General features: G+C 67.6%; 22 protein-coding genes and 1 tRNA gene. 7 read left to right on the forward strand and 16 right to left on the reverse strand.

What is annotated here, in order from left to right:
• Positions 1-70 precede the first annotated feature (70 nt).
• Together OR37_RS13235 and OR37_RS13240 are read right to left on the reverse strand one after the other, a co-directional pair.
• Positions 71-4192, reverse strand: coding sequence for a translocation/assembly module TamB domain-containing protein (locus OR37_RS13235; protein ID WP_165570615.1), 4122 nt, complete (start codon positions 4190-4192; stop codon positions 71-73).
• Positions 4193-4284: 92 nt separating this feature from the next.
• Positions 4285-6069: an autotransporter assembly complex protein TamA gene (locus tag OR37_RS13240; protein WP_035017399.1), complete on the reverse strand. Its 1785-nt coding sequence runs from the start codon at positions 6067-6069 to the stop codon at positions 4285-4287.
• Positions 6070-6324: 255 nt separating this feature from the next.
• Between OR37_RS13240 and OR37_RS13245 the strand changes: the two genes are divergently transcribed.
• The 3 genes from OR37_RS13245 to OR37_RS13255 are packed head-to-tail and all read left to right on the forward strand — an operon-like array spanning position 6325 to position 9790.
• A complete protein-coding gene (locus tag OR37_RS13245) occupies positions 6325-7854 on the forward strand; it encodes a circularly permuted type 2 ATP-grasp protein (protein ID WP_004620662.1) in 1530 nt (509 codons plus the stop codon).
• Complete coding sequence (locus tag OR37_RS13250) at positions 7851-8798, forward strand: alpha-E domain-containing protein (RefSeq protein ID WP_004620663.1); 948 nt, start codon at positions 7851-7853, stop codon at positions 8796-8798. Before OR37_RS13245 ends, OR37_RS13250 begins: the two co-directional genes overlap by 4 nt.
• Before the next feature lie 11 nt (positions 8799-8809).
• Positions 8810-9790 carry a transglutaminase family protein gene (locus OR37_RS13255; RefSeq protein WP_004620664.1) on the forward strand — a complete coding sequence of 327 codons (981 nt, stop codon included), beginning with the start codon at positions 8810-8812 and terminating at the stop codon, positions 9788-9790.
• A gap of 3 nt (positions 9791-9793) precedes the next feature.
• Here OR37_RS13255 and OR37_RS13260 read toward each other — a convergent pair whose 3' ends face one another.
• From OR37_RS13260 to OR37_RS13285, 6 genes are all read right to left on the reverse strand, one after another.
• Positions 9794-10150 carry a PilZ domain-containing protein gene (locus tag OR37_RS13260; RefSeq protein ID WP_035017400.1) on the reverse strand — a complete coding sequence of 119 codons (357 nt, stop codon included), beginning with the start codon at positions 10148-10150 and terminating at the stop codon, positions 9794-9796.
• 104 nt (positions 10151-10254) lie between these two features.
• Positions 10255-11274: a sulfate/molybdate ABC transporter ATP-binding protein gene (locus OR37_RS13265; protein ID WP_004620666.1), complete on the reverse strand. Its 1020-nt coding sequence runs from the start codon at positions 11272-11274 to the stop codon at positions 10255-10257.
• A gap of 14 nt (positions 11275-11288) precedes the next feature.
• Positions 11289-12143, reverse strand: coding sequence for a sulfate ABC transporter permease subunit CysW (gene cysW / locus OR37_RS13270; protein ID WP_004620667.1), 855 nt, complete (start codon positions 12141-12143; stop codon positions 11289-11291).
• A complete protein-coding gene (cysT, locus tag OR37_RS13275; RefSeq protein ID WP_035017408.1) occupies positions 12143-13027 on the reverse strand; it encodes a sulfate ABC transporter permease subunit CysT in 885 nt (294 codons plus the stop codon). Before cysT ends, cysW begins: the two co-directional genes overlap by 1 nt.
• Positions 13028-13411: 384 nt before the next feature.
• Positions 13412-14080, reverse strand: a complete 669-nt coding sequence (locus OR37_RS13280) for a DUF6680 family protein (RefSeq protein WP_131368827.1) — start codon at positions 14078-14080, stop codon at positions 13412-13414.
• Between the two features lie 63 nt (positions 14081-14143).
• Positions 14144-14218, reverse strand: a tRNA-Lys gene (locus OR37_RS13285).
• Between the two features lie 127 nt (positions 14219-14345).
• On the opposite strand from OR37_RS13285, the gene OR37_RS13290 reads away from it, so the two are divergent.
• Positions 14346-15032 (forward strand): hypothetical protein, encoded by a 687-nt coding sequence (locus OR37_RS13290; protein WP_004620670.1) that lies wholly within the window; start codon positions 14346-14348, stop codon positions 15030-15032.
• Here OR37_RS13290 and tgt read toward each other — a convergent pair.
• Positions 15026-16141, reverse strand: coding sequence for a tRNA guanosine(34) transglycosylase Tgt (gene tgt, locus OR37_RS13295; protein ID WP_004620671.1), 1116 nt, complete (start codon positions 16139-16141; stop codon positions 15026-15028). The two genes, OR37_RS13290 and tgt, sit on opposite strands and share 7 nt — an antisense overlap.
• Positions 16141-17241 (reverse strand): tRNA preQ1(34) S-adenosylmethionine ribosyltransferase-isomerase QueA, encoded by a 1101-nt coding sequence (queA, locus tag OR37_RS13300; RefSeq protein ID WP_004620673.1) that lies wholly within the window; start codon positions 17239-17241, stop codon positions 16141-16143. The genes tgt and queA overlap by 1 nt, the downstream gene beginning before the upstream one ends.
• Positions 17242-17406: 165 nt before the next feature.
• Between queA and OR37_RS13305 the strand changes: the two genes are divergently transcribed.
• Positions 17407-18387 (forward strand): endonuclease/exonuclease/phosphatase family protein, encoded by a 981-nt coding sequence (locus tag OR37_RS13305; RefSeq protein ID WP_004620674.1) that lies wholly within the window; start codon positions 17407-17409, stop codon positions 18385-18387.
• A gap of 58 nt (positions 18388-18445) precedes the next feature.
• On the opposite strand, the gene OR37_RS13310 is transcribed toward OR37_RS13305, so the two are convergent.
• The 5 genes from OR37_RS13310 to gyrA form a co-directional block, all read right to left on the reverse strand.
• A complete protein-coding gene (locus OR37_RS13310; protein ID WP_004620676.1) occupies positions 18446-18913 on the reverse strand; it encodes a peptidylprolyl isomerase in 468 nt (155 codons plus the stop codon).
• Positions 18914-19013: 100 nt separating this feature from the next.
• The gene (locus OR37_RS13315; protein ID WP_004620678.1) at positions 19014-19883 is read right to left on the reverse strand and encodes a peptidylprolyl isomerase; all 870 of its coding nucleotides are present in this window, start codon (positions 19881-19883) and stop codon (positions 19014-19016) included.
• A complete protein-coding gene (locus OR37_RS13320) occupies positions 19883-20725 on the reverse strand; it encodes a peptidylprolyl isomerase (RefSeq protein WP_004620680.1) in 843 nt (280 codons plus the stop codon). The genes OR37_RS13315 and OR37_RS13320 overlap by 1 nt, the downstream gene beginning before the upstream one ends.
• Before the next feature lie 109 nt (positions 20726-20834).
• Positions 20835-21326: a pantetheine-phosphate adenylyltransferase gene (coaD, locus tag OR37_RS13325; RefSeq protein WP_004620681.1), complete on the reverse strand. Its 492-nt coding sequence runs from the start codon at positions 21324-21326 to the stop codon at positions 20835-20837.
• Between the two features lie 27 nt (positions 21327-21353).
• Positions 21354-24110 carry a DNA gyrase subunit A gene (gene gyrA, locus OR37_RS13330; protein WP_004620683.1) on the reverse strand — a complete coding sequence of 919 codons (2757 nt, stop codon included), beginning with the start codon at positions 24108-24110 and terminating at the stop codon, positions 21354-21356.
• Between the two features lie 123 nt (positions 24111-24233).
• On the opposite strand from gyrA, the gene sodC reads away from it, so the two are divergent.
• Positions 24234-24758, forward strand: coding sequence for a superoxide dismutase[Cu-Zn] (gene sodC, locus OR37_RS13335; RefSeq protein ID WP_004620684.1), 525 nt, complete (start codon positions 24234-24236; stop codon positions 24756-24758).
• Positions 24759-24805: 47 nt separating this feature from the next.
• Positions 24806-25327 carry a hypothetical protein gene (locus tag OR37_RS13340; protein WP_004620685.1) on the forward strand — a complete coding sequence of 174 codons (522 nt, stop codon included), beginning with the start codon at positions 24806-24808 and terminating at the stop codon, positions 25325-25327.
• On the opposite strand, the gene OR37_RS13345 is transcribed toward OR37_RS13340, so the two are convergent.
• A complete protein-coding gene (locus OR37_RS13345) occupies positions 25324-26229 on the reverse strand; it encodes a DMT family transporter (RefSeq protein ID WP_004620688.1) in 906 nt (301 codons plus the stop codon). The two genes, OR37_RS13340 and OR37_RS13345, sit on opposite strands and share 4 nt — an antisense overlap.
• Between the last annotated feature and the right edge of the window lie 38 nt (positions 26230-26267).

Consider the following 26267-nt stretch of genomic DNA (forward strand, 5'->3'; position numbering starts at 1 on the left):
CAAGGGCCGCGGGCAAATCGTTGTCGCCTCCCAAGAGGAAACCGATCGCCCGCGCAACAGCCTTGCTGGATTAGTAGTCCTTTCGCCAGCGAACGGAAAGCTTGGCGTCGTTCTGGCTGCCGATCCGCGAGACGAGCGACAGCGTGCGGCGAACCCGCCACTCGACCTGCGCCGCCGGTCCCTCGCGGCCCCCGCCGATGATTTCGACATAGACGTCGTCGGTCACGTACTTTCCGCCGGCCACCGTCATGCCCGTGGCGCTCTCCGCGAACGCCAGGCGATCCAGCCGGGCGAAGCTGCGCAGATTGCCGATCACGTCGAAGCCGCCGCCGCCGGCCAGGGCGGCCAGAGCCGAAGCCAGTTGAGCGGCCTCGATCGGCGTCAGCTGAGCGGCCGAGGCGCCAAAGAGCACCTGGCTTAGCACCTCGTCGCTGGGCAGCTCGGGCTTGGAGGTCAGGGTGATCTCGGGCTTGGCCGCGGTGCCCTGGATCTTGACCACCGCCGTCAGCGCCGTGTCCTGACGGGTGGCCGACAGGTTCAGGCGAATATGATCCAGCTGGGTGGACAGATAGACCACCCCGTCGTCGTCGAACTCGAACCGCTTGCCGGCGAAGTCGTATTCGCCGCGCACCATCCGCGACACGCCGGTCAGGGCGGGCGCGAGAGAGGTGCCGCCGACATGGGCGTCGAGCGACAACTCCACGTCCAGACCGCGCCCGCGCACGAACACCCGGCGCGGCGCCTTCAAGTCGAGATCGAGGATCATGCCGCCCGTCGTCGGGCGACGCTGCAGGCCCTGGTCCAGGTCCAGCGGGCGGTTGCGCTCGACGACATCCATGGCAACGACGCCGGCCGGCGTCCTGGTCTGGGCCGAGACGTCGGCGCGGTCCAGCGTCACCGCCCCGGTCAGCTTGATCTTGCCGTCGGCGGAGCGATTGACGCTGGCCTGGCCCGTGGCGACCGCCGAGGCCAGGTCGTTGTCGATCAAACGGAAGCTCTTCATGTCCAGCTTGAAGCTGCCGACGCCGTCGCGGGCCAGGCTGATCCGTCCCGCGCCCGAGACCGTGCCGCCCTGCCCGTCCTCGCCGATGGCCTGACTGACATCGATGGCGTTGTCGGCGAGGGCCGCGCGCAAGGTGACATTGCGCAGGCGCAGACCCGACTGGCCATCCTCGAAGCCGCCGCTGTCCAGCGTCGCCGAACCGATCAGGCGCGGGTCGGCCAGGGTGCCGCCCAGGCTGGCCTGCAGATTGATCCGCCCCGACAGCGACCGTTCGGGTCCCATCAAGAGGTCCCAGAGCGGCTTGATCTCGCCCTGGGCCATGAAACGCCCCTGCACCCCGCGCTTCTTGTCGATCATCAGGGTCAGCGGCTTGGCCGACGCCTCGACCGGCAGCACCAGATTGGCCTCGGCCTTCAAGCCCTGGCGGTTGTCGCCGTCGAAGCCGATGGTCAGCCGGCGGTCGGCCAGTTCACCGTGGACCTTGGCGTTCAGGGACTGGTCGATCCTGGCGCCCCGCTCGCGAGCGTTGGACAGACGCATGGTGAAGTCGCCGCCGAGCACGTCTCCCTGACCATGCAGGTTGAACGAACCGTCGATATCGCCATCCAGGTCGGGATCGAAGGCCGTCAGGGTCACGCCGCTCAGTTCGGCCTTCAGCATGGCCACCGCGCCGCCCAGGTCGGCGTCGATGTCCGCGCGGCCCTTGTCGATGGCCAGGCGCAGACGGGCCTGGGTCGGGCCGTCGCCGAACCGGATCTTGGCGGCCTCGCGGGTCTTGACCTCGGTTCGCCCCATCTTGCCCGAGGCGTTCAGGGTCAGGTCATAGATCTTGCCGCCGGGATTCTGCGCCAGCTCGCCCGCGCCGCCCAGCTTCCAGAAGCCGCCGGGCGCCTCGCCCCGCGCGTCGATCGACAGCGGCAGACGCGCCAACGGCCCATCGGCGCGGATGCGCGCCTGACGCAGCTTCCATTCGCCCGCCGCGACATCCTGAGCGGTGAGATCCAGGGTCGCGACCGGACCGCCGCCTCCCGGCGCGTCGACCAGCTTGGCCGAGCCCTTGACCTGACCTTGCGGGATAAAGGCCCCCGGCCCGATGGCCACCGTCAGATCGGCCGTCGCCGGCATGGCGTTGCGAAGCGAGACCGCGCCCTTGGCCTTGGCCCCGCCGGCGTCGACATCCACATCGCTGAGCTCGATGCCGCCTGGCGAAAAGCGGAAGGACGCGCGTCCTCGGGCCGGACCATAGTCGCTGGTCGCCTGCAGCGCGGCCGCGCCGTCCGTGGCGTTGGGGCCGTGCGCGAAGGTCAGGGTCAGATGCGCCTTCTTCAGCGGCAGGCGCGGCAGGTCGATGGAGTCGAAATCGGCGTTCAGATCGACCTTGGGCGTCGACAGGGCGCCGCCGACCTTGCCGTCGCCCGCCGCCTTACCGGCGATCTCGACCGGACCAGCGACGAACGGCCCCGCCGCGGTCCAGTCCAGCTTGAAGTCCAAACCCAAGCCCTGGGCCGTCAGCTTGCCGGACGACTTCACCGAGGCGTTGGTCCCGTCCAGTCTCGCGTCCGAGACCGTCAGCACGCCGTCGTTCCAGCTCGCCTTGCCGTTGAAGCGCGGCGCGGCGCCCAGCAACCGATCGATCTCGGCATAGCCGGTGGCGAAGCCCGCGGCCTGGCTGTCCACCGTGAAGCCCCACGGCCGCCCGGCGAAGCTGGACGCGGTCCACTTGGCGAGCAGAGAGCCCTTCGCGCCGGGCCGGACCGGCCCCATGCTGGCCACGCGCATCTCGCCGTCGAAGGTCAGGCCGCCCAGGATGGCGCGCTCGCCCTTGCCGGTGACGATCAGGTTCGGCGCATCGATCCGCGCGGCCTTGATCAGGAAACGGCCGCCCTTGATCCGCGCGCCCTCGAACGTGGCCTTTGGACTGGGCCCCAGCAGGGCCAAAAGGCCCGTGCCGCCGCCGCCCGAGGTCGCGGCCTCGGCCTTGATCTCCAGTTCGCCCTTGGCCCAACGGACCTTGGCCGGCCCCTTGGCGCGCTTGAGGTGATAGCCCAACAGTTCCAGGTCGGCGACATCGGCGGTCCCCTCCACCGAGAAGCCGCCGTCCTCCAACCGGAAGACGCCGTCGGCCAGGCCCTGGCCCATTTGCGGAATGGAGACGATGCGCTTTAGCGCGCCGATGCGGGCGTTGAAGGCCAGCCCCTGCGGTCCCGTGCGACGCTTGGCCAGATCGGCCAGGCCATGGGCGTCCAGCGTCAGGTTCTCGGCCCGAACCCGCAAGACCAAGGCCGAGAGGCCGTCCGCGGTCGCCTTCTGGCCGTCGATCGTGAAGTTCGCCTCGGCGCCGAACATGCGCTGCAGACGCTGGGTCAGGCTGGAAGCGCTCAGGTCCACGCGACCGCGCGCGGACCCGCCTTGCGGCGTCCAGGCGCCTTGAGCCTCGAGCGGCGTCGCGCCGCCGGACCGCGCGACGACATCGAAGGTCGCGCGATTGGTCTTTCCGTCCGCCTTGGCCTTCAGATCGAATGGACGATTGGCGGGCAAGCCCAGGGCGCCGGCGATCGCTCCGCCGTTGGCCTCCTGAGCGTCCGCCTTCAGATGCAGCGTATCGCCGCGGCCCAAATCGAAGTCGAGATTCAGGTGATCGCCGGCGTGCAGGCGCGACGACACCGCCAACTGCCCCTTCTGCCCACCCAGCCTCGCCATGTCATAGGCGCCGGAGACATCGAAATCGCCTGCTTGACCGCTGAACTCCGGTCGCGTGAGCAGGCGGAAGGCGAAGGCGTCGAGGTCGATCGAGAGCGGCGCGGCGCTGGACTTGCCCGCCGGGCCCATGACGGGGCGCCGCAGGATCGAGACGTCGCGCGCGGCGATTTGTTCGGCGTGGAACCGACGGCCGAACAGCTCGGTCGGTCGCCAGGCCACGCGCAGATCGTGCGCCTCCAACCAGACGCCTCTGGGATCGGAGATAGTCAGGCGCCGGACGCCGAAGTCCTTCCAGATATCCCCCGACAGGCCTTCGATGCGCAGGACGCCGATACGCCCCAGTTTCAAACCCGAGACGCGGGCCTCCAGGAACATCCGGCCCTGCGGCGTGATCGGGGCGTAGCGAAGACCGCCGGCCATGATGATCAGAACGCCCGCGAAGATGGCCGAAACAATGAGGGCGATCCCGCCCCAGCCCAGCTTCTTCACCGCGGCTTGAGCGACCTCGGCCGCGGCCTCGCCCGCCGCCTCGGCGGCGTGAACGACCGTGTCCGTCAGATCGGGCTTGTCGTGTTCCCGGCTCAAAAGCTTTGCCCGATGCTGAGATAGATCTGGAAGGTCGGGTCGCCCTTGCGGCGGCCCAGCGGGGCGGCGATGTCGGCGCGGATCGGGCCGAAGCCCAGGTCATAGCGCACGCCGAAGCCGGCGCCGGCCTTGAAATCCTCTCTTTGAGGCGTCGTGTGGGTGCCGATGGCCCCGGCGTCGACGAACACCACGCCGCTCCAGCGCTGCGTGACCTTCTGGCGCAACTCGACCGAGGTCTCGACCAGCGAGATGCCGCCTTGCGGGGTGTTGTCGGCCAGACGCGGACCAATGGCCTGATAGGCATAGCCGCGCACCGATCCGCCGCCGCCGGCGTAGAAGCGCCGCGCGGCCGGCACGTCGGGAATGCCGCCGCCCAGAATGGCGCCCAGCTTCACCCGCGAGGCCAGCACCGTGCTGGCCTGGGATCCGAACGGGATATAGGCCGTCCCCTGGGTGGTCAGCTTCAGGAACGGCAGGTTCGTGTCGCCGACCACATAGATGGGCTCGGCCCGGGCTTCGAGACGCCAGCCGCGCTTGGGGTCGAGGATGCTGTCGGAGAAATCCAGGGCATAAGCCGCCAGACCCGCGAAGGTGGCCAGGTTGAGGCTGCGTCCAGCCACGGTCCCGGCGGCGTTAACCTTCTCCTTGGTCTGCGAGAGATCCAGCGAAACGCCAAAGGTTCGATAGGAGGTGATCTGTTGACGCTTGGTCACGTCGACCCCGATCGTGGCGCCGGTTTCGTTATACGCGGACGTGTCGGTGCGGAAGACGGCGCTGGTCAGCTTCAGCGTCTGTTGCGGCCGCCGCCAATGGGGCAGCGATAGGTCGGCTTCCAGCCGCTGCTCCAGCTTGGCCAGCCGGGCGATGTAGGTCGTGGTGTCGGCGCGGCGCAGCCGATTATAGCGAATCCATCGGGCGTCGACGCCCGCGCCCTCGCTAGTCGAGTAGCCCGCGCCCAGTTCGACGGTCCGCGACTTGCGATCGGCCAGGGTCACGACCACAGGGCGGAAGCCGTCCGCCGTGGCCTTGTCCTCGCCGGCGACGGAGACCGCGATCGAGTCGTAGACGCCGGTGTCGCGAAGGCGTCGCTCCAGCTCGGCCACGTCCTCGGGATCATAGATATCGCCCGCGCGCCAGGTGGCCAGATGGCTGACCCAGGCCGGATTTGTGCGCCCCTTGGTCACGACGTCGATACCGTCCAGATGGACCAGCGGACCGGCGTCGATCTTGAAGGCTGGACGAACCGTGTGATCCGCGTGGTCGACGATGACTTCGCGCGGTTGGGCGACCGCGTCCGCATAGCCCAGCTTCTGGATCTGGGCGACCACCCGCCCCTCGGCGCCGACCACGTCGGCGGAACGTCCCGGCTCGCCGTCGCCCAGGTGCATGGCCAGAACGGCGCGCTGGGCGCTGCCCTCGTCGGGCGCCTTGCCCGCCCAATCGATGCGGGGGTCGGCGATGACGAACAGCGGGCCGGGCGTGATGCGGACCACGCCGCGCGGCGGATCGCCGTCCAGCACGTCGGGCTCGACGGTATAGCCGTAATAGCCCTCCGCGCGGAGCACGGCGATGGCGTCCTCGCCGGCCTGGCGAGCGCGACGCCGAGCCTCGGCGCGGCTTTGAGCGGGATGCTTGGATTGCGTCAGGGCGCGCTGGATCGCCTCGCGCAGGCTCTTGTCCTCGACGCCCTGGATCTGGGCCATCGGCTCGTCGGCGAAGGCGCTGGTCGCCAGAAGCCAAGTCACAGCCGTCAAAGCCAGGGAGTACCGCCCAAGCACCAAATCACGTTCCCCGCGCTAAGCGCCCCCGTTCCTGCTGTAGTCCGGGGTCGGCGCTGTGTCACGATCGGAAATGCAACGAGCGGACGGACGCCGACGCTTCTCAAACGGGGCGATTGGCGCCCAAATGATAGGCAGTCGTGCGCATCCGCGCGGCGGAGGTCGAATCCCGCCGCGCCCGAAACATGCGACGTTTAGTGTCGAATCGGCTCGATCCTCCCGGAACGAGCCCAAGGCGAAGACAACACGGAAAGAAACGTGGCGGCGAAGACCCAGACCCTAGAGGGCGCACCGACCCTGCCGATGACCGAAGCGGCCTACCTGCCGGGGGTGGCCTATGACGAAATGTTCACGCCCCAAGGGGAGGTCCGGCGACACTACGATCCGCTGCACGCGCGCATGTCGACGCTGGGCGCCGAGGAACTGGCGGGGCGCCAGCGGACGCTGGAGCGCTCGTTCCTGCTGCAAGGCATAACCTTCACGGTCTATGGGGCGGAAAACACCACCGAGCGGATCATTCCGACGGATCTTTTTCCCCGCATCATTCCGGCCGCGGAATGGTCGAAGATCGAGGCGGGCCTCACCCAGCGGCTGCAGGCGCTGAACCTGTTCCTGGCCGACATCTATGGCGACCAACAGATCCTGATGGACGGCGTCGTGCCGCGCGAGCTTGTCCTGGGCGCGCCATCATACCGGCGCGAAATGCAGCACCTCTATGTGCCGCACAAGGCCTACGCCAACGTCTGCGGCAGCGATCTTATCCGCCAGCAGAACGGCGAGTTCGCGGTGCTGGAGGACAATCTGCGGGTCCCGTCCGGCGTTTCCTACATGCTGGCCAATCGCGACGCGGCCAAGCGTACCTTCCCGGGCACCTATCGCGCCGCCGGGGTGCGGCCGGTCGAACGCTATCCGGACCTTCTGCTGTCGACGCTTAAGAGCATGGCCGCCGGCTGGCGCGCCGAGCCTCAGGTCGTGGTGCTGACCCCTGGTGTCTATAACAGCGCCTATTACGAGCACGCCTATCTCGCCCGCTTGATGGGCGTACCGCTGGTCGAGGGCCGCGATCTGGTGGTGCACGAGAACATGGTCCACATGCGCACAACCACGGGCCTGCGCCGGGTGGACGTGATCTATCGCCGGGTCGACGACGATTTCATCGATCCCCTCACCTTCCGGCGTGACAGCTCCCTGGGCGCGGCGGGCCTGTTCAACGCCTATCGGGCCGGCAACGTGGTCATCTGCAACGCGCCGGGCACGGGCGTCGCCGACGACAAGGCCGTTTACGCCTATGTCCCCGACATCATCCGCTACTATCTCGACCAGGATCCGATCCTGCCCAACATCGAGACCTTCCTCTGCCGCGAGCCGAGGCAGCTGCAGCACGTGCTCGGCAACCTGGACAAGTACGTGGTCAAGGCCGTCGGCGCCTCGGGCGGCTATGGGATGCTGGTGGGGCCACACGCCAGCCAGAAGGAGCGCGACGACTTCGCCAAGGCGATCAAGGCCGATCCGGAGAACTACATCGCCCAGCCGACCATCCAGCTGTCGACAGCCCCATGCCTGATCGACGGCCGGATCGAACCACGCCACGTCGACCTGCGTCCCTTCATCCTGTCCGGCGAAAAGACCATCGTCACCCCCGGCGCCCTCACCCGAGTCGCGCTGAAGCGCGGCTCGCTGGTCGTCAATTCCAGCCAAGGCGGCGGCAGCAAGGACACCTGGGTGCTGGCCGAGGAAAATGGTCACGCCCACGGAAATGGCGTCGGTCAGGGGAGCGCGCGCTCATGATGTTGGCTCGAGTCGCCGACAGCCTTTACTGGCTGGGCCGGTACATCGAACGCGCCGAGCACCTCTCGCGCCTGTCCTCGGTGATGTTGAACGCCACCCTGGACCAGACCGAGTCCGGCGCGCAGGCCGTGCTGATCGCCTTGGCCGCGGTGGGCGAGCCGGGCGATGGCGCGGGCGTGGCCTCCTACGAGGCCGCTCGGGCTCTGGTGCTGAACCGCCAGGACCCGAATTCGGTGGTCTCGTCCCTGGCCCGCGCGCGTGAGAACGCCCGACAGGTCCGCGACCAGATCACGACGGAGGCCTGGGAGCGGCTGAACCTGCTTTACCTCAAGGTCACCGATCCCCAGGCGGGCAAGGAGTTCAAGGACGCGTCCAGCACCTTCCTGCACGACGTGATCGCCGACCTGCATCTGTTCAAGGGCGCGGCCGACACCACCATGAGCCACGGCGAAAGCTGGCGGTTCATGATGCTGGGCATCCATATGGAACGCGCGCAGCTGGTCTCGCGCCTGCTGGAGGTCTGTTTCGCCAAGACCCCCGCCGACCGCCAGGTCGACGACCACGTTGCCCTGGTCAGCGTGCTGCGGATGGCCTGCGCCCTGGAACCGTATCTGCGGGTCTACACCGCCGAGATCGAGCCCCGGCACATCCTGGAATTCCTGGTCTTCGACGAGGACTTCCCTCGCTCGATCCGCTTCGCCACCGCGCAGATCGAACAGCACCTGGCGGCGCTGGCCCGCCGGGTCTCCGCCGGCGAGCGCGCCGGGCCCGAACGCCTGGCCGGCCGCCTGAAGGCCCGCCTGGAATATGCGGATGTCGACGAGCTGGAAGCCGTCGGCGCCGGTCCGCTGCTGACCACCGTCGTCAACGAATGCGCGCGTATCCACGAAGCGATCTACGAGACCTTCGTGGCCTATCCGCTCGAAATGCGCCTGCCCGCCTAAGGTATACGCCCGTGCTCTTGGAAATCCGCCACGTCACCCAGTATCACTATGAGCGTCCCGTTCGGGAAAGCTTGATGGAGCTGTGGATGCAGCCCCAGAAGACCGCGCGCCAGCGCCTGGTGAGCTTCGAGCTGGACATCGAGCCGGCCGCGCAGCTGTTCTCTTACGCCGACAGCTTCGGCAACGCCGTCTATCATTTCGACGTCCCGCAACCGCATGACAAGCTGACCATCATCGCCCGCTCGGCGGTTGAAACCGAGGCGCCGCCCGAACGGCCCGCGCATCTGGACATGGGTGAGTGGGACCGCCTGCGCAGCGAGTTCGTGCGGGGCGAGTGCTTCGACTTCCTGCGGCCGCACGGCTTTGTCGAGACGACCGACGCCCTGCGCGCCTTCGTCGCCAACCACGACCTCGACGCTTTAAAGCGGAAAGACCCGCTGACCGCCGTCCGCGTCCTTTCGGAAACCATCTACGGCGCGTTCGAGTACCAGCCGGGCGTCACCGACGCCGACAGCCCGATCGACCTGGCGTTGGGCGTGGGACGCGGCGTCTGTCAGGACTTCGCCCACATCATGCTGGCCATCTGCCGCGATTGGGGCGTGCCGGCCCGATACGTCTCGGGCTATCTGTTCACGGACCGCGACCAGGGTGACCGCTCCGATCCCGATGCGACCCACGCCTGGGTCGAGGTGTTCCTGCCCAGCCTGCGTTGGGTCGGTTTCGACCCGACCAACAACATGATGGCCGGCGAGCGCCACGTGGCCGTGGCGGTGGGACGCGACTATGCCGACGTTACGCCGTCGCGCGGTGTTTACAAGGGCGACTCCGAAAGCCAGCTGGCGGTCGGCGTGTCGGTGCGGCGCGCCAGGGCCGCCGTGGCCGAGCCGGAATTCATGCGCATGGCTCGCCCCAACTTCGCCGGCGGCCGGCGTCGCCCCGACGCGGCGCTACGCGAAGACCTGCATCAGCAGCAACAACAGCAACAACAGTAGTTCCTACCGAGGACCGTCCGACGCCGGGCTGGCGGCGAACTTGCGCGCGATCTCAAGCGCTCCCGCCGCGCCGCCGGCTCGAGGACCAATACGCTCGGTTCGCAGAAACTGCACGCCGACCTCGGCGCCGGACCGCCACACCACTTGAGCCAGGTGCACGCGACGTCCGCCCGCGTCGACGAAAACGAACTGATCCGGCGGCGAGGCGCTTCCGGCGGTCGACAGGCGCGCGCCCTTCTCGGCCACGTCCAGCAACGAGCATTTCCAGGAGCGCGGATCATCGACGACGTAGATCTTGCGCGCCGCCGGCATACGGGGATGCGCGCGGCGTTCCGCGCCCGAAGGCTCGACCATCACCATGCGACCTTTAGAGCTCCCGCCGACCGAAGACCGCGCCGCGACCGCGCCCCGTGCTGGGATCGAACCGCGATAGCCTTCGCGGCGAGCTTAACGGCAGAAGTTCCTTAAGCGGCGTAAACGTGCGCCTTACGCGCGCTGATCCTGACCGTGCCCGCGAAACGGGCGGCCTCGGCGCGCGAAGCGCTGATCTCCAGCGGCCTGCCGTCCAAGGTCGTGGCGTTGACCGTGGTCAAGGCGCCCTGCACGTGAGCGCGATCGACCCGCACCTCGAAGCCCGCGTCGTCAAGCACGAAGTCATGCGGACGCACATAGGCCGTCGCGGAACCGTCGCGCAGACCCGAAGCCGGCAATTGCAAGGCTCCGGCGCTGAAACGGCCATCGCCGACCCGCCCGTCGAAGCAGTTGGCCTCCCCCACGAAGCCGCAGACGAAGGCCGTCTCGGGCTCTTCGTGCACCTGGTCGGGCGTGCCAACCTGCTCGATCTGGCCCTTGTTGAGGATGGCCACCCGATCGGCAAGCTCCAGGGCCTCCTCCTGATCATGGGTGACGAAGATCGTGGTGACGCCCGTGGCGTCGTGCACGCGCCGCAGCTCCTTGCGCAACGACTTGCGAACCGTGGCGTCCAGGGCGCCGAAAGGCTCGTCCAGCAACAGCACGCTGGGCTGAACGGCCAGGGCGCGCGACAGGGCCACGCGCTGGCGCTGACCGCCCGACAGCTGCGAGGGATAACGCTTGCCCAAGCCCTCCAGCTCAACCAGCTTAAGCAGCGCCTCGACCCGGCGAGCGATCTCGGCCTTGTCGGGCTTGTCCTTGCCCTTACGCACGTCCAGACCGAACGCGATGTTCTTGGCCACGGTCATATGCTTGAACAGCGCGTACTGCTGAAACACGAAGCCCACGCGCCGCGCGGCGGCCGAGGCGAAGGTGACATCCTCGCCGTCGAACAGGACCTGCCCCGCGTCCGGGAACTCCAGGCCAGCGATCGTGCGCAGCAGGGTCGTCTTGCCCGAGCCCGACGGCCCCAGCAGCGCCAGAAGCTCGCCGTCGGCGATCTCGAGATCCACCTTGTTCAGGGCCGGATAGCGGCCGAACTTCTTTTCGATCGAGCGGATGGAGATGGTCATGGTCTTCGGTCCGTTCAGTGTCCGCCGCGGCCGCGCACGCCGGGCTGGGCGACTTCCAGCGCCGTCTTCAGAACCAGCGTCACCACGGCCAGAAGGCAAAGCAGTGCCGCGACGGCGAAGGCGCCGACGAAATCGTACTCGTTGTAGAGGATCTCGACGTGCAGCGGCATGGTGTTGGTCAGGCCGCGAATATGGCCGCTGACCACCGACACCGCGCCGAACTCGCCCATGGCCCGGGCGTTGCACAGCAGAACGCCATACAGCAGGCCCCAGCGCACGTTCGGCGCGGTCACGCGCCAGAAGGTCGTCAGGCCGCCAGCCCCCATCGAAACCGCCGCCTCCTCCTCGCTCGTTCCCTGCTCCTGCATCAGCGGGATCAGTTCGCGGGCGACGAACGGGAAGGTCACGAAGATCGTGGCCAGCACGATCCCCGGCACGGCGAAGATGATCTTCAGGTCATGATCAAGCAGCCATTCCCCGAACCAGCCCTGCAGGCCGAACACCAGCACGTAGATCAGGCCGGCCACCACGGGCGAGACCGAGAACGGCAGGTCGATCAGGGTGATCAGGAACGCCTTGCCCGGGAAGTCGTGCTTGGCGATCGCCCAGGCGGCGCAAAGGCCGAACACGGCGTTGAACGGAACGGCGATCAAGGCGGTCAGCAGGGTGAGCTTCACCGCCGCCAGGGCGTCCGGGTTGCTGATCGCCGCCAGGGCCGCCCCCACGCCCTTGCGCAGCGCCTCGACGAACACCGCGACCAGGGGCAGCACCAGCACCAGGGCCAGGAACAGCATCACCACGCCTATGATCACCGCCTTGGTCCAGGCCGGATCATCCGTGGCGCGGCGATGGGTACCAACGGCGCGCATCAGTCGAACCTCCGCGACCAGGCCTGGATGGCGTTGATGACCAGCAGCATCGTGAAGGACACCGCCAGCATGACTACCGCGATCGTCGCCGCCCGCTCATACTCGAACTGTTCCAGCTGGATGATGATCAGCAGCGGCGCGATCTCGGACTTGTAGGGCATGTTGCCGGCGATGAAGATCACCGAGCCGTACTCGCCCACCCCGCGGGCGAAGGCCATGGCGAAGCCGGTCAGCCAAGCCGGCGCCAGGGCGGGCAACACCACGCGGGCGATGGTCTGCAAACGGTCCGCGCCCAAACTGGCGGCGGCCTCCTCCACATCCTCGGCGGCGTCGCGCAGCACCGGCTCGATGGTGCGGACGACGAACGGAAGGCCGATGAAGGTCAGGGCGATGACCACGCCGATCGGATTATAGGCCGCCTTTATCCCAAGCGGCGTCAGAAATTGACCCACCCAGCCCTTCGGCGCGTAAAGGGTGGCCAGGGCTATACCCGCCACCGCGGTCGGGAGGGCGAACGGCAGGTCGACCAGGGCGTTGACGATCGTCTTGCCCGGAAACTCGTAGCGGACCAGCGCCCAGGCGGTCAGAACGCCAAACACGCCATTGACCGCCGCCGCCACGAAAGCGGCGCCGAAGGTCAGGCGATAGGCCGCCAGGCTGCGATCATTGAAGGCGGCGGCCCAGAAGGCCTCCGGCGACTGGTGCGCGGCCTTCAAAGCCACGGCGGTCAAAGGGATCAACACGATCAGCGACAGGATCGTCAGGGTGACGCCCATGCTGAGACCGAAGCCCGGTATGGCCGAGCGGCGACGGAAGAAGGGCCGCCTGCCCGGTGGTCGAGGCGGCGGTGGCGACGGCCGGCTGGCGGCGGTGTCGGCGGTCATCGGCTGATCGTCGTCCTGGGTCCGGGCTCGCCACATGGCTCTAGTGAAACTTGAACGTGCGGAACCGAGACCGGCTCCCGCGACGCTATGAAACCTGAGCCGCTTAAATCCCTACTCCAATTATGGGGCAAATGAGAAAACCGGAGTCGGCCTGGGAGAAAAACTGGCGAAGCGCGCCGCATCGCTCAAGCGGCGATCTCCCGAAGCGCCCGGACCAGCCCTTGGGCAAAACGGGCCGCGTCGAACAGCGGCGTCGCCAGCACAATGCAACCCGCACTAAATCGCAGCCGTAACTGGTTATCGGTCCTTAAAGGCGGTGGAGCGCTACACGCGGTCCGCCGCACAAGCCAAACTCGCGGGCTCAGCGAGCCAGAAGCTCTAGCGTCAGCCGTTTTCAACAGCCGTGACGCGTAGCGCCAACGCGCCCTCTGCGCCTTGTTGAAGGAGGTTTGGCGCAACGACTGTGAACACAGGAAACGCCCGCTTCCCGTCAGCGATGTCCGTCAGCAGGCTGGCGATCTTCGCACCCTTCTCGACATCGTCAGACCAGCCCTTAGGAGCGTAAACCTGCTCCATCAAATCGAGCTGCTCTAGCTCGTAGCCAAGCTCGGAACCGACAGCGGTGAGCAGGCGGATCGTGGCGTTCTTGCGGATAAGGGCGCAATCCTCGCGGTCGGTGTTACGCGCATGATAGGCATCGAGATATGCTGAGAACGCCGCCTTGCAGTCGGCAGAGTCCTGAAATTCGATGGGCACCATGTTGAGCCCCATGACGAAATCCCGGTGCGTGACGTCGTACCTATGCGCCATGAGCATTCGAAATACCCTCATGCGATCCTCTCGCCTGGCGGCAGCCGCCGCTCTCGCATCGGCTCCTCGTGCCGCTTTGATCGGCCCGAAGAACGTCGCGAAGATCACAGCCGCGCCAACAGCGATCGAGCCAATGACGTTCGCCAAAGCGATGTAGTCAGAATGTGACCAGGTTGCCGCACCGGCCATGATCATCTCCCCGAGCCGTTCTTGTTCAGCTAGAGAACAGTTATCGAACAGCAAGTGTCAAACCTCGCTGTCAAACCTTTCGCAAGGCTTTGAAAACATGCGTGTTTTGCATGTGAATGGTAGGCCGGCTGGGACTCGAACCCAGGACCATTCGATTAAAAGTCGAATGCTCTACCACTGAGCTACCGGCCCGCTCTCGATCCGGCGGGGGCCGGTGGAAGCGGCGCGGACCATAGTCGGGGGGCGCCCCGGTCGCAAGCACGGTTTCGCCGTTTTTGCGTAGGATAAAGGTAAAGCTGTGGGCGAGTCTGAGTGAGTCATGCGTAGAACCTTGCTTCTATGGGCCTCTTGCGGCGTCGCGCTGGCCAGCGCGGCGGCCGCGCGCCAGCAGGACGTTCCGCCTCCCGACGAAAAGATCCAGTCGACCGACCAGGCCAATCGGGAGGGAATCGCCGGCGCGATGACCGCGCCGCTGCGGGATGTGAACGTGGTGCGCACCAAGATTCCGCGTGTGCTGCTCGAAGCCATGGAGGATCCGTACCAGCGACCGGCCAAGGCCGACTGCAAATCGCTGATCGCCCTGGTCACGCCGCTGGACACCGCCCTGGGCGAGGACATCGACCGCCACCCGCCCGCGCCGAACGAAGACCTCATGGACCGAGGGCGCAAGGCCGCTGGCGAAGCCGCGCTCGGCGCGGTCGCCAGCACGGCGCAGGATCTGATCCCGATGCGCAGCTGGGTTCGCAAGCTCACCGGCGCGGAACGCCACGATCGTCTGGTGCAGAGCGCCGTCGCCTCGGGCAACGTGCGCCGCGCCTATCTGAAGGGCCTGGGCGAGGCGCGAGGCTGCAATCCCCCCGCCACGCCCCAGCATAAGCCGCCCGCCGAGCCGCCGGTCGTCGATCCGGGCATGCCGCCGCCGCCCGATCCCTACGGTCCGCGCCGACCGCGCTTTCCGATCCACAAGGAGGAGGCGCCGGCCCTGCCCCAGGGGCCGTCCTACTGAGACAGGTGGCGGGCGCGGAACTCGCGGCGGAACCGCTCGAAGCGGCCTTCGGCGATCGCCGCGCGCATCGCCGCCGTCAGCGCCTGGAAGAAGGCGATGTTATGCCAGGACAAGAGAACCTGCCCCAGGATCTCCTCGGCCTTGAAGAGGTGACGCAGATAAGCCTTCGAATAGTCGCGGCTGGCCGGGCAATCGCTGTCGGGATCCAGCGGCGATTCGTCCTCGGCATACTTGGCGTTCTTCAGGTTTATGGGTCCATCCCACGTCCAGGCCTGGCCGTGACGGCCCGAGCGGGTGGGTAGGACGCAGTCGAACATGTCGACGCCGCGCGCCACGGCCTCGACCAGATCGATCGGCTTGCCCACGCCCATCAGGTAGCGCGGACGGTCCTCGGGCAGCAGGCCCGGCGCGTAGTCCAGAACCTCGCACATCGCCTCGTGCCCCTCGCCCACCGCCAGACCGCCAATCGCGTAGCCGTCGAAGCCGATCTCGCGCAGGCGGTCGGACGACTCGCGACGCAGGGCCTCGAAGGTCGAGCCCTGCTGGATGCCGAACAGGGCCTGGGTGTCGCGCGTCCCAAAGGCGTCCTTTGAGCGCCGCGCCCAGCGGGCCGAGAGCTCCATGCCCTTCCGCGCCCTCGCCTCCTCCGCCGGCCAGGCGACGCATTCGTCCAGCTGCATGACAATGTCGCTGCCCAGCAGGTCGGCCTGGATCTCGATCGACCGCTCGGGGGTCAGCACGTGCTTGGAGCCGTCCACGTGGCTGGAGAAGGTCACGGCCTCCTCGGTCAGCTTGCTGATCCCCGACAGGCTCATCACCTGGAACCCGCCGCTGTCGGTGAGGATCGGCTTATCCCAGCGCATGAACTTGTGCAGTCCGCCCAGGCGCGCCACCCGCTCGGCCGACGGCCGCAGCATCAGGTGGTAGGTGTTGCCCAGGATGATGTCGGCGCCGGTGGCCTTGACCTGATCGACGGTCATGGCCTTGACGGTCGCGGCCGTCCCGACCGGCATGAAGGCCGGCGTGCGGATGTCGCCGCGCGGCGTCTTCAGCACGCCCGTGCGCGCCTTGCCCTCGACGGCTTTGATCTCGAAGGGGAACGCGGCCATCAGGAGGTCTCGTCTTTGAACAGCAGGCTGCCGTCGCCGTAGGAGTAGAAGCGATAGCCGGTGGCGATCGCGTGCTGATAGGCCGCCCGCATGGTCGCCGAGCCGGCGAAGGCGCTGACCAGCATGAACAGCGTCGACTTGGGCAGATGGAAGTTGGTCATCAGCACATCGGCGGCGCGGAAGCGGTAACCGGGCGTGATGAAGATCGCCGTCTCGTCCGCGAACGGCCGCACGACGCCGTCCTCGCCGGTCGCGCTTTCCAGCAGGCGCAGCGAGGTCGTGCCGACGCAGACGATGCGCCCGCCCGCGGCGCGGACGGCGTTCAGCGCGTCGGCGACCTCGGCCGTCACCTGGCCGAACTCGGCGTGCATCCGATGCTCGGACACGTCGTCGGTCTTGACCGGCAGAAAGGTGCCCGCCCCCACGTGCAAGGTCACGAAATGCAGGGAGACGCCCTTTTGCTTCAGCGCCTCGAGCAAGTCGGGCGTGAAGTGCAGACCGGCCGTCGGAGCGGCCACGGAGCCGTCCTCCCGCGCATAGACGGTCTGATAATCGGATCTGTCGCGCTCGTCCTCGCCCCGCTTGGCGGCGATATAGGGCGGCAGCGGCATGTCGCCGTGGCGGGCGATGCCGATATCGAGGTCGGGGCCCGACAGGTCGAAGGCCAGCACGACCTCGCCCCCCTCGTGCTTTTCGGCGATCGTGGCGTCCAGGCTGTCGAGCGCGCGGACGCGATCCTCGCGCGCCCCGAAGCTCACGCGGTCACCGATCTTCAGCCGCTTGCCCGGGCGCATGAAGGCGCTCCAGCGGTCCGGGGCGAGGCGGCGGTGCAGGGTCGCTTCGACCGCCACCGGCGCGCCATCGCCCCCGCCGGTCGCGCGCCCCTCGCGCAGACCTGAAAGGCGCGCGGGGATGACGCGGGTGTCATTGAAGACTAGGGCGTCGCCGGGCCTTAGGAAGTCCGGCAACTGGCGGACCACCTGATCGGCCAGGGGGTGTCCCGGACGCACGACGAGCAGGCGCGCGGCGTCGCGCGGCTCGGCGGGCCTAAGGGCGATGCGGTCCTCGGGGAGGTCGAAATCGAAATCGGAAAGGCGCATGGGCGGGCTTCAAGCGCACGACGGGCCGCTCAGGTCAAGACACGCCTGCCCTATCCGTGTGCTGATGGCGCCCCGCGCCCCGCCGTTTCCATGCGGTCAGCCCCGGTTTCGCCGGGCGGGAGAGACAGCGACGCATCCTTTAAGGACCTGTGCTAAGGGCCGACCATGCGGTTGATCGTCCAGCTTCTGAGCCTTCTTGTTCGTGGCGCCGGCTTGATGCTGGGGCTAGCGGGTCTTGGCCTGGCGCTGGCCAGCCTGGGCGGCGCCTGGAGCGATCGACTCGACGCCCTGACCCACGCCGCGCCGCTGTGGCTGTTGATGGGCATGGGCGCGGTCGCGCTGGGCGCGATCTTCGCGCGCGGCGGCGAGCGCTGGGCGATCGTCGGTCTGGGCGGCGCGACCATCCTCGCCTGCGCCGTGATGATGCTGCCGGAATACTGGGCGACCTGGCGCTTCAAGCCAGCCATGCCGGTCGAGAGCGACCTGAAGCTCGTCCAATTCAACGCCTGGCACGACAACCGCTCTCCGGAAACGGGGTTGGCCTGGGTCGAGGCCCAGAACGCCGACGTCGTGCTGATCGAAGAAGGCGCCGGCGGCGCCGCGCCGATCGTGAAGGCTCTGAAGGCCCAGTACCCGTACTCATCCTGCGACCGGGTCGCCGAGTGCGAGACCTGGATCTTTTCGCGCAAGACGATGCTGGCGCGCGGCGGCGTCCCCACCGACAAGCCTTTTCTCGCCGGGGCCTGGGCGACTCTCGCCGACGCCAAGGGCCCCTTCACCGTGATGGCCGTTCACTATACCTGGCCGATACCCGCCGGCCCGCAGCAAGCGCAGAGCCGCAAGCTCGTTCAGTTTCTGAGCGGGTTCGACAAGCGCGACACGATCCTGACCGGCGACTTCAACTCGACGCCGTGGTCGTTCTCGCTGAAGCGGCAGGACAAGGCCTTGGGCCTGCGTCGCTGGACCCGCGCCCTGGCCTCCTGGCCGGCCGGCCAGTTCTCGCGTCTGGCGGCCGCCCCCGCTCCGTTCCTGCCGATCGACCATGTCTATGCCGGAAGCCAGTGGCGGGCCGTGAAGATCGAACGCGGCCCCGCCGTGGGCTCGGATCACCGCCCCGTCGTGGTGACCCTCAGGCGGCTCCCGTAAGAAAACGGCCTCGGACCATGGTCCGAGGCCGTCTTGATGGTCGCGATGATGCCTGGCCTTAAGCGTCGGCGGCGATCTGGGCGCTGATGATCTTGCCCGGCGCGCGCGGCGGCTCGCCCTTGGGCAGGGCGTCGACGTTTTCCATGCCTTCGGTCACCTGCCCCCAGACCGTGTACTGCTTGTCCAGGAAGGTGGCGTCGTCGAAGCAGATGAAGAACTGGCTGTTGGCCGAATCCGGGTTCGGCGTGCGGGCCATCGAGCAGACGCCGCGCACGTGCGGCTCGTCGTTGAACTCGGCCTTCAGGTCCGGCTTATCCGACCCACCGCGGCCGGTGCCCGTCGGATCGCCGCCCTGCGCCATGAAGCCCGGGATCACGCGGTGGAAGACGACGCCGTCATAGAAGCCTTCCCGCACCAGTTCCTTGATCCGCGCCACGTGGCCCGGCGCCAGATCCGGACGCAGCTTGATGGTGACCGGACCGGTATCCAGGGTCAGGATCAGGGTGTTTTCGAGGTCGGCCGACATGGTCTTCCCTTGGGTGAAAAAGATGTGCCCGCGCTTCTAGAGCATTTTCCCAAAAGTGTGAAACGCACGGCGCTGGGCGGAACGGGACGCCAAGGCTCCGTCAACGGACCTCGACCGGCAGGTCGATGTCGCAGACCGAGAAATCGGCGCCCTTCAGAGCGCGCAGGCGCTTGGTCTCGGCGGCGAACCACGGCCCCTTGGGATCGATCACGCGGACCTTGGGGCGCTGACTCTCGGGAATGTCCGACAGCAGGCGCGCCTTCTGCATGACGTCCTGGGGCGGCGGCACGGGTTCGCCGACCTTGATGGCGCGGACGACGTCCAGGCCGCTGATCACCCGCCCGAACGCGGTGTAGCGCTTGTCCAGAGACGGATAGGGCTGGCGCATCAGGAAGAACTGGCTGTTGGCCGAGTTGTTGTCCTCGTCGCGGGCCATGCCCAGCACGCCGGGGCAGTAGGTTCCCCACGCCGAGACCTTCTTGTCGCTGGTCATCTCGCTCCAGCTCCAGGCCTGGCTGACGACGGGCAGGGATTTCAGGTAGCCCACTTCAAGGCCAGCCGGCGCGGCCATCGGCACGAAGCCGGTGTCGGCGGCGCGCCGGAACGTGAACTCCGCCTTCAGGTTGGGCTTGGTCGAGCCGCCTTCGCCGGTGTTCTGAGGATCGCCGGTCTGGGCCATGAACCGGTCGATGACTCGAAAGAAGGTGCGGCCGTCATAAAATCCGGCGCGGGTCAGATCTCGCAGGCGCTGGGCATGGTTGGGCGCGACCTCCGGAATCAGTTCGACCAGCACGCGCCCCTTGTTGGTGTCGATCACCATCACCGTCTCGGGCGCGGGGGTTCGCCAGTCCTGTTCCGACGGTTTGGCCGGCGTGGAGGGCTTGGCCGGCGGGGTCGGCTTGGCCGCGAGGGCCGGCGTGGCCAGGACCGCCAGGCAAAGCCCGGCCAGAAGCGCGCGCGAACGGGTCATCATTTCACCTGTACGGGAACGTCGACATCGCAGTTGGTGAAGCCGCCGCCCATCTCGCCCTGACGTTTGACAACCAGGGCCTTGAAGGCGGCCGAACGGGTGTCCATCACCTGGATCGAGGGGCGCTTGTCGGCCGGCAGGTCGGCCAGCAGCTTGACGCTGATCATCTTGTCCTGCGGATCAGGCACCGGCTCGCCGGTCTTGATGGCGCGCACGACGTCCAGACCCGAAAGCACCCGGCCAAAGGCGGTGTAGGTCTTGTCCAGCGAAGCGTTGGCCTGGCGCATGAAGAAGAACTGGCTATTGGCGCTATCGGGATCCCCGGCGCGGGCCATACCCAGGACGCCCGAGCAGAAATTGCCCCAGGTCGCCACCTTGCGGTCGGCGGTCATCACGGCGAGCGCCGAGTTCTGGCTGGTCACCGGCAGCGACTTCCACCATCCCGCCTCGTTGGTTCCGACCTTGAAGCCCTCGGCCAGCGGCATGTCGGCCCCGCGGCGGAAGGTGAACTCGGCCGTCAGGTTCGGCTGATCCGAACCGCCCATGCCGGTGTTCTGCGGATCGCCCGTCTGGGCCATGAAGTCGCCAATCACGCGGAAGAAGGTCAGGCCGTTATAAAAGCCGCTCTTGACCAGCGACCGCACGCGTTCGACGTGGTTTGGCGCGGCCTCCGGGTAGAGTTCGGCGATGATGCGGCCCTTGTTGGTCTCGACGACGATGACGTTGTTCGGGTCGGGCGTCCGCCAATCGGAGGCGGCCGGAACAGTCTGGGCCGAAGCCGCCCCAAAAGAGGTCGCGGCGGCGGCGAGCGCCAGCGCGGCGGCGGTGGTGGCGAGCTTCATCGAATTCCCCGAACAGAACAGTCGCGGCCGGGCGTAGAACGACACGGCCTCCCCGACAAGTGCGGCGAATGTTGAAGCGCACGATTCCGGCCGGATAACGGCGAAGGAACTAGCCCCTGCCCACCTTGGCCAGCAGTTGCTGAGCCACGCCGGCCGGGACGAACTTGCCGATGTCCCCGCCCAGGGTGGCGATTTCCTTCACCAGGCGCGAGGCGATCGCCTGGTGGCGCGGATCGGCCATCAGGAAGACGGTTTCGATCTCGCGATCCAGCTGCTGGTTCATCGCCGTCATCTGGAATTCGTATTCGAAGTCGGCCACGGCCCGCAGTCCGCGCACGATCATCTGCGCGTTCACCTGTCGGGCGAAATGCATCAGCAAGCTTTCGAACGGACGGACCTCGATCTGCGCGATCTTGGTCAGATGCTCCGTCTCGCGCTCCAGGATCTCGACCCGCTCCTCCAGCGAGAACAGCGGCCCCTTGCCGATGTTCACCGCCACGCCGATCACCAGCTTGTCGACCAGCTTGACGGCCCGCCCGATGATATCGAGGTGACCGTTGGTGACGGGGTCGAAGGTCCCCGGATAAAGCCCAACCCGCATGCAACCCCCTGCTTCTGGCGTCGAGGGTTACGGGGTCTCGTCCGCCCCACTGTCCTCGCCCTGATTATCGTCGCCGCCGGAATCGGCGAGACGTTCGACGCTGACGACATGCTCGTCCTGCGCGGTGCGGAAGATGGTTACGCCCTGAGTATTCCGCGCCGCAACACGAATTTGCGAAACAGGCACTCGGATCAGCTGGCCAGCGTCGGTGACGAGCAGGATCTGGTCGCTTTCCTCGACCGGGAACGAGCCCACCAGACGGCCGCCGCGCTTGCTGAGGTCCTGCGCCGCCAAGCCCTGGCCGCCCCGACCGGTGCGCCGGAAGTCGTAGGCGCTGGTGCGCTTGCCGAAGCCTTCCGACGACACGGTCAGCAGGATTTCCTCGGCCGCGCCCAATTCGGCGATCCGCTCGGGCGTCAGCGTGGTTTCGTCGCCGCCCTCTTCGTCCTCTTCGGCCGCGACGGGGATGTCCTCGCCCTCGCCATCGGCGGCGCGCAGCATGGCGCGCTGGTGCTTGAGGTAGGCCGCGCGCTCGGCCGGCGTGGCGTCGACGCTGCGCAGCACCGCCATCGAGATGACCTCGTCGCCGTCCGCCAGCTTGACGCCGCGCACGCCGGTCGAGTCACGGCTGGCGAACACGCGCACCTCGTCGACCGAGAAGCGGATGCAGCGGCCGGCCGCGGTGGTCAGCAACACGTCCTGGTCGGCGCTGCAGACGGCGACGCCGACGATGCCGTCGCCTTCATCCAGCTTCATGGCGATCTTGCCGTTGCGGCGGACGTCCACGAAGTCGCTGAGCTTGTTGCGACGAACGCTGCCCGAGCGGGTGGCGAACATCACGTCCAGCCCGCCCCAGGTGGCCTCATCCTCCGGCAGGGTCAGGATCGAGGTGATGGTTTCGCCCGGCTCGATCGGCAGCAGGTTCACGAACGCCTTGCCGCGCGAGTTGGCGGCGCCCAGCGGCAGGCGCCACACCTTCATCTTGTAGACCTTGCCGCCCGAGGTGAAGAACAGCAGCGGCGCGTGGGTCGAGGCCGAGAAGACGCGGGTGACGGCGTCCTCGCTCTTGGTCGCCATGCCCGACTTGCCCTTCCCGCCCCGATGCTGGGTGCGGTAATTGGCCAGCGGCGTGCGCTTGACATAGCCGCCCAGGGTGACGGTGATCACCATGTCCTCGCGGACGATCAGGTCCTCGTCCTCCACGTCGGCGTCGCCGTCGACGATCTGGCTGCGACGCGGAATGGCGAATTTCTCACGGACCTCGACCAGCTCTTCGCGAACCACCGCCATGATATTGGCGCGGTCGGACAGCAGCTCCAGATAGCCGCGGATGGCGTCGGCCAGGGCGGCGGCTTCGTTGCCGATCTCGTCACGGCCCAGGCCGGTCAGGCGCGACAGCGTCAGGGCCAGGATGGCGCGGGCCTGCTCGTCGGTCAGGCGGATGAAGCCGCCGTCTTCCTGCACGGTGCGCGGGTCGGCGATCAGCTCGACCAGCGGCAGCATGTCGCCGGCCGGCCAGGCCTTGGCCACCAGGCGCTCGCGGGCCTCGGTGGGGTCCTTCGACGAGCGGATAATGTGGATGAACTCGTCGATATTGGCGACGGCGATGGTCAGACCGACCAGCACGTGGCCGCGATCGCGAGCCTTGCCCAGCTCGAACTTGGTCCGGCGGACGACGACTTCCTCGCGGAACTCGACGAATAGCTGGATCAGCTGGTGCAGGCCCATCTGCTCCGGCCGCCCACGGTTCAGGGCCAGCATGTTGACCCCGAACGAGGTCTGCAGCGCGGTGAAGCGGTACAGCTGGTTCAGGATCACCTCGCCCGAGGCGTCGCGCTTCAGCTCGACCACGATGCGCATGCCGTCGCGGTTCGACTCGTCGCGGATATCGGCGACGCCCTCGATCTTCTTTTCGCGAACCAGTTCGGCGATGTGCTCGACCAGGGTGGCCTTGTTCACCTGATACGGGATCTCGGTGACGATGATGGCCTCGCGGCCGGCGCGCAGTTCCTCGACGGAGGCGACGCCGCGCATCACCACCGAGCCACGGCCCGTCAGCAGCGCCTGACGCGGACCCGCGCGGCCGATGATCTCGCCGCCGGTCGGGAAGTCGGGCCCCGGCACCAGATCCAGCAGCTGGTCGGTGGTGACATCCGGCTGATCGATCAGCAGCAGGCAGGCGTCGATGACTTCGCCCAGATTGTGTGGCGGAATATTGGTGGCCATGCCGACGGCGATGCCGCCGGCGCCGTTGACCAGCAGATTGGGGATGCGCGACGGCAGGACGGTCGGTTCCTGCTCCTTGCCGTCGTAGTTGTCCTGGAAGTCGACCGTGTCCTTGTCCAGGTCGGCCAGCAGCGCCATGGCCGGCGGAGCCATGCGGCACTCGGTGTAACGCATGGCGGCCGGCATATCGCCGTCGACCGAACCGAAATTGCCCTGACCGTCGATCAGCACCAGCCCCATCGAGAACGACTGGGTCATCCGCACCAGGGTGAAGTAGATCGAGGCGTCGCCGTGCGGGTGGTACTTACCCATCACGTCACCGACCACGCGGGCCGACTTCACGTAGGGACGCTCCGGCGTCTGCCCCTGCTCGTGCATCGAGAACAGCACGCGGCGGTGCACCGGCTTGAGACCGTCGCGCGCGTCCGGCAGGGCGCGGCTGACGATGACGCTCATCGCATAGTCGAGATACGAACGACGCAGTTCGTCCTCGATATTGATAGGGGCGACATCCCCGCCCGAAGCGTCAGGGGGAACGGTGTTTTGATCGTCGCTCAAGGGGATTTTTCGCCGTCAGAATCGAACACGGAACTCCCGGAAACTGTTAGCATTCCGACAGGGACGGCGCCACCTTTCCAGCGGCCAGCGTCCCATCACCCGGCTGTTTCAGAAGGAAAACCCATGCGTAAGCTCACCGTCACGACGGCCCTGAGCCTCGTTGCCCTGCTGGCGGCGTCTCCAGCGCTCGCCCAAACCGCCGCGACGGCGGCCATGAAGACCAGCGACGGCAAGGACGCGGGAACGGTCACCGTCACCGAAGCCCCGCATGGCGTGCTGCTGAAACTTGAGCTGAAAGGCCTGACGCCGGGCTGGCACGCGGTCCATTTCCACGAGAAGGGCGACTGCTCGGCGCCGGACTTCAAGTCGGCCGGCGCTCACGTGCACACCGCCGCGACGACGGTTCACGGTCTGCTCAATCCCGACGCCAATGACGCCGGCGATCTGCCCAACGTCTTCGCCGGCGCCGATGGCTCGGCCACGGCCGAAGCCTTCTCGACCCTGGTGTCGCTGAAAGGCGCGGGCGGCCGCCCCGCCCTGCTGGACGCCGACGGCTCGGCCATCGTGGTCCACGCCAACGCCGACGACTACAAGAGCCAGCCGATCGGCGGCGCTGGCGCGCGCGCCGCTTGCGGCGTGCTCAAGTAGAGGAATAGCTTCCCGCCACGTTGCTCTAGATCGTGGCGGGAGATTCCATGCGCACCTGGCGGCTGTCCCTGATGGCTCTCGCGCTCGTCGCGACGGCCGCCTGCCATGACAAAGGCGACAAGCCGGGCGCCAAGGCCCCGGCCGCCGCCAAGGTCGCGCCGCCGCCCGCTCCGCCCGCGCCGCCGCCCACGGAACTGGTCTCGCTGACCTGGCGCCCGGCCGACAGCAACCAGAACCTTCAGTCCTTCGAGCTGCAACTGACCGGGGCGGACGTCGTGTCGGTCTGCCACACTCCACCCGGCTGGGTCCTGAAGTCGTCGCGCGCGGGCTCGGGCGTCGCCGATGTCCGTGGCTACGCCACGGTCGGCGCCGGCTATATCAGCGTCGATGACCTGGCGGATCTCGACGACCTGCTCCTGATCCGTCCCCACCCTGGCGAGCCGATCGGGGTGCGCGGCAAGCTGCTGACGGGCGTCTACGCCGACGACGGCGGCCAGATCGAGGTCACCGCCACGCCGGCGCTTCTGGCCCGCGAACCGGCGGAGCAGTGCCCGGAGCCAAAGGCCTAAACGGTCTTGGCCGCGCTCTCCAAGGCCTTGGCGCGCTGCTCGGTCAGGGCCACCAGCGCCACGCCGACCATGGTCGCGCCGCCGCCGACCAGCAGTTGCGGCGACAGCCGATCCCCCAGGAACAGCACGCCGATCGTGCACGAGACCAGCGGCGTCAGCAGAAAATAGGGCGCGACCCGTCCGGCCTCCCGCCGCTGGACCAGCCAGAACAGCAGCGCGCTGGCGCCGATGGTCGAAACGACGCCGGCGAATAGAACGCAAAGCCAGGCGATCGGCGGCGCGGCCTCGATCTTGGCGACCTGGTTCGTCTCGAACAGCGCCGACAGGCCCAGCAACGCGGGCGCGGCGACCACGGCGGTCAGGCCTTGAAGCTTCAGCGGCTTGATCCCCGGCGTTTTGCGCACCAGCACCGTGGCCATGGCCCAGCAGGCGCTGGCGAGGGTCACGAGCAGAACGGCCGGAAAATCGCCGGCGCCATGCGGATCCAGGCTCATCCAACCGACCCCGAGAAACGCGATGACCAGACCCGCCACCGCGGCCCGGGGCATGTCTTCGCCAAGGACCCGCCAGGCGAAGAGGGCCGTGAACGGGATCCACAGCTGGCTGGCCACCACCAGCGGGCTCAACGCGTCGGCCATGCTGAAGGCGATATAGATGATGCCGAAATGGATCGGACCGGTCAGCAGCACGATGGCCAGCAGGGTCCTGGGCGCCGGAAACGGCGGCTTGATGAACGGAAAAAGAAACGCCAGGGCGGCGGTAAAGCGCAGGCCGCCCATCAGCATCGGCGGCAGGTAGTGCGTCGCCACCTTGGCGGCGGCGTTGTTGATCCCCCAGGTCAGGATGATCCCCAGGATCGCGAGGTATTCCAGGCCGGTCAGCGGCGAAGACTTGGCGGACATGGCTCCGCTTGGACCAGACGGCGCCCTTCGGGTCAATC

It is taken from the genome of Caulobacter vibrioides OR37 (genome assembly GCF_000372645.1).
GTDB lineage: Bacteria > Pseudomonadota > Alphaproteobacteria > Caulobacterales > Caulobacteraceae > Caulobacter > Caulobacter vibrioides_E.

Bases quoted from the DNA above. Each gene is read 5' to 3' on its own strand.
- OR37_RS13250 (WP_004620663.1), top strand. From the start codon at position 7,851: ATGATGTTGGCTCGAGTCGCCGACAGCCTTTACTGGCTGGGCCGGTAC.
- OR37_RS13260 (WP_035017400.1), bottom strand. From the start codon at position 10,150: ATGGTGATGGTCGAGCCTTCGGGCGCGGAACGCCGCGCGCATCCCCGT.
- OR37_RS13265 (WP_004620666.1), bottom strand. From the start codon at position 11,274: ATGACCATCTCCATCCGCTCGATCGAAAAGAAGTTCGGCCGCTATCCG.
- cysW (WP_004620667.1), bottom strand. From the start codon at position 12,143: ATGCGCGCCGTTGGTACCCATCGCCGCGCCACGGATGATCCGGCCTGG.
- cysT (WP_035017408.1), bottom strand. From the start codon at position 13,027: ATGACCGCCGACACCGCCGCCAGCCGGCCGTCGCCACCGCCGCCTCGA.
- OR37_RS13290 (WP_004620670.1), top strand. From the start codon at position 14,346: ATGCGTAGAACCTTGCTTCTATGGGCCTCTTGCGGCGTCGCGCTGGCC.
- tgt (WP_004620671.1), bottom strand. From the start codon at position 16,141: ATGGCCGCGTTCCCCTTCGAGATCAAAGCCGTCGAGGGCAAGGCGCGC.
- queA (WP_004620673.1), bottom strand. From the start codon at position 17,241: ATGCGCCTTTCCGATTTCGATTTCGACCTCCCCGAGGACCGCATCGCC.
- OR37_RS13305 (WP_004620674.1), top strand. From the start codon at position 17,407: ATGCGGTTGATCGTCCAGCTTCTGAGCCTTCTTGTTCGTGGCGCCGGC.
- OR37_RS13310 (WP_004620676.1), bottom strand. From the start codon at position 18,913: ATGTCGGCCGACCTCGAAAACACCCTGATCCTGACCCTGGATACCGGT.
- OR37_RS13315 (WP_004620678.1), bottom strand. From the start codon at position 19,883: ATGACCCGTTCGCGCGCGCTTCTGGCCGGGCTTTGCCTGGCGGTCCTG.
- OR37_RS13320 (WP_004620680.1), bottom strand. From the start codon at position 20,725: ATGAAGCTCGCCACCACCGCCGCCGCGCTGGCGCTCGCCGCCGCCGCG.
- coaD (WP_004620681.1), bottom strand. From the start codon at position 21,326: ATGCGGGTTGGGCTTTATCCGGGGACCTTCGACCCCGTCACCAACGGT.
- sodC (WP_004620684.1), top strand. From the start codon at position 24,234: ATGCGTAAGCTCACCGTCACGACGGCCCTGAGCCTCGTTGCCCTGCTG.
- OR37_RS13340 (WP_004620685.1), top strand. From the start codon at position 24,806: ATGCGCACCTGGCGGCTGTCCCTGATGGCTCTCGCGCTCGTCGCGACG.
- OR37_RS13345 (WP_004620688.1), bottom strand. From the start codon at position 26,229: ATGTCCGCCAAGTCTTCGCCGCTGACCGGCCTGGAATACCTCGCGATC.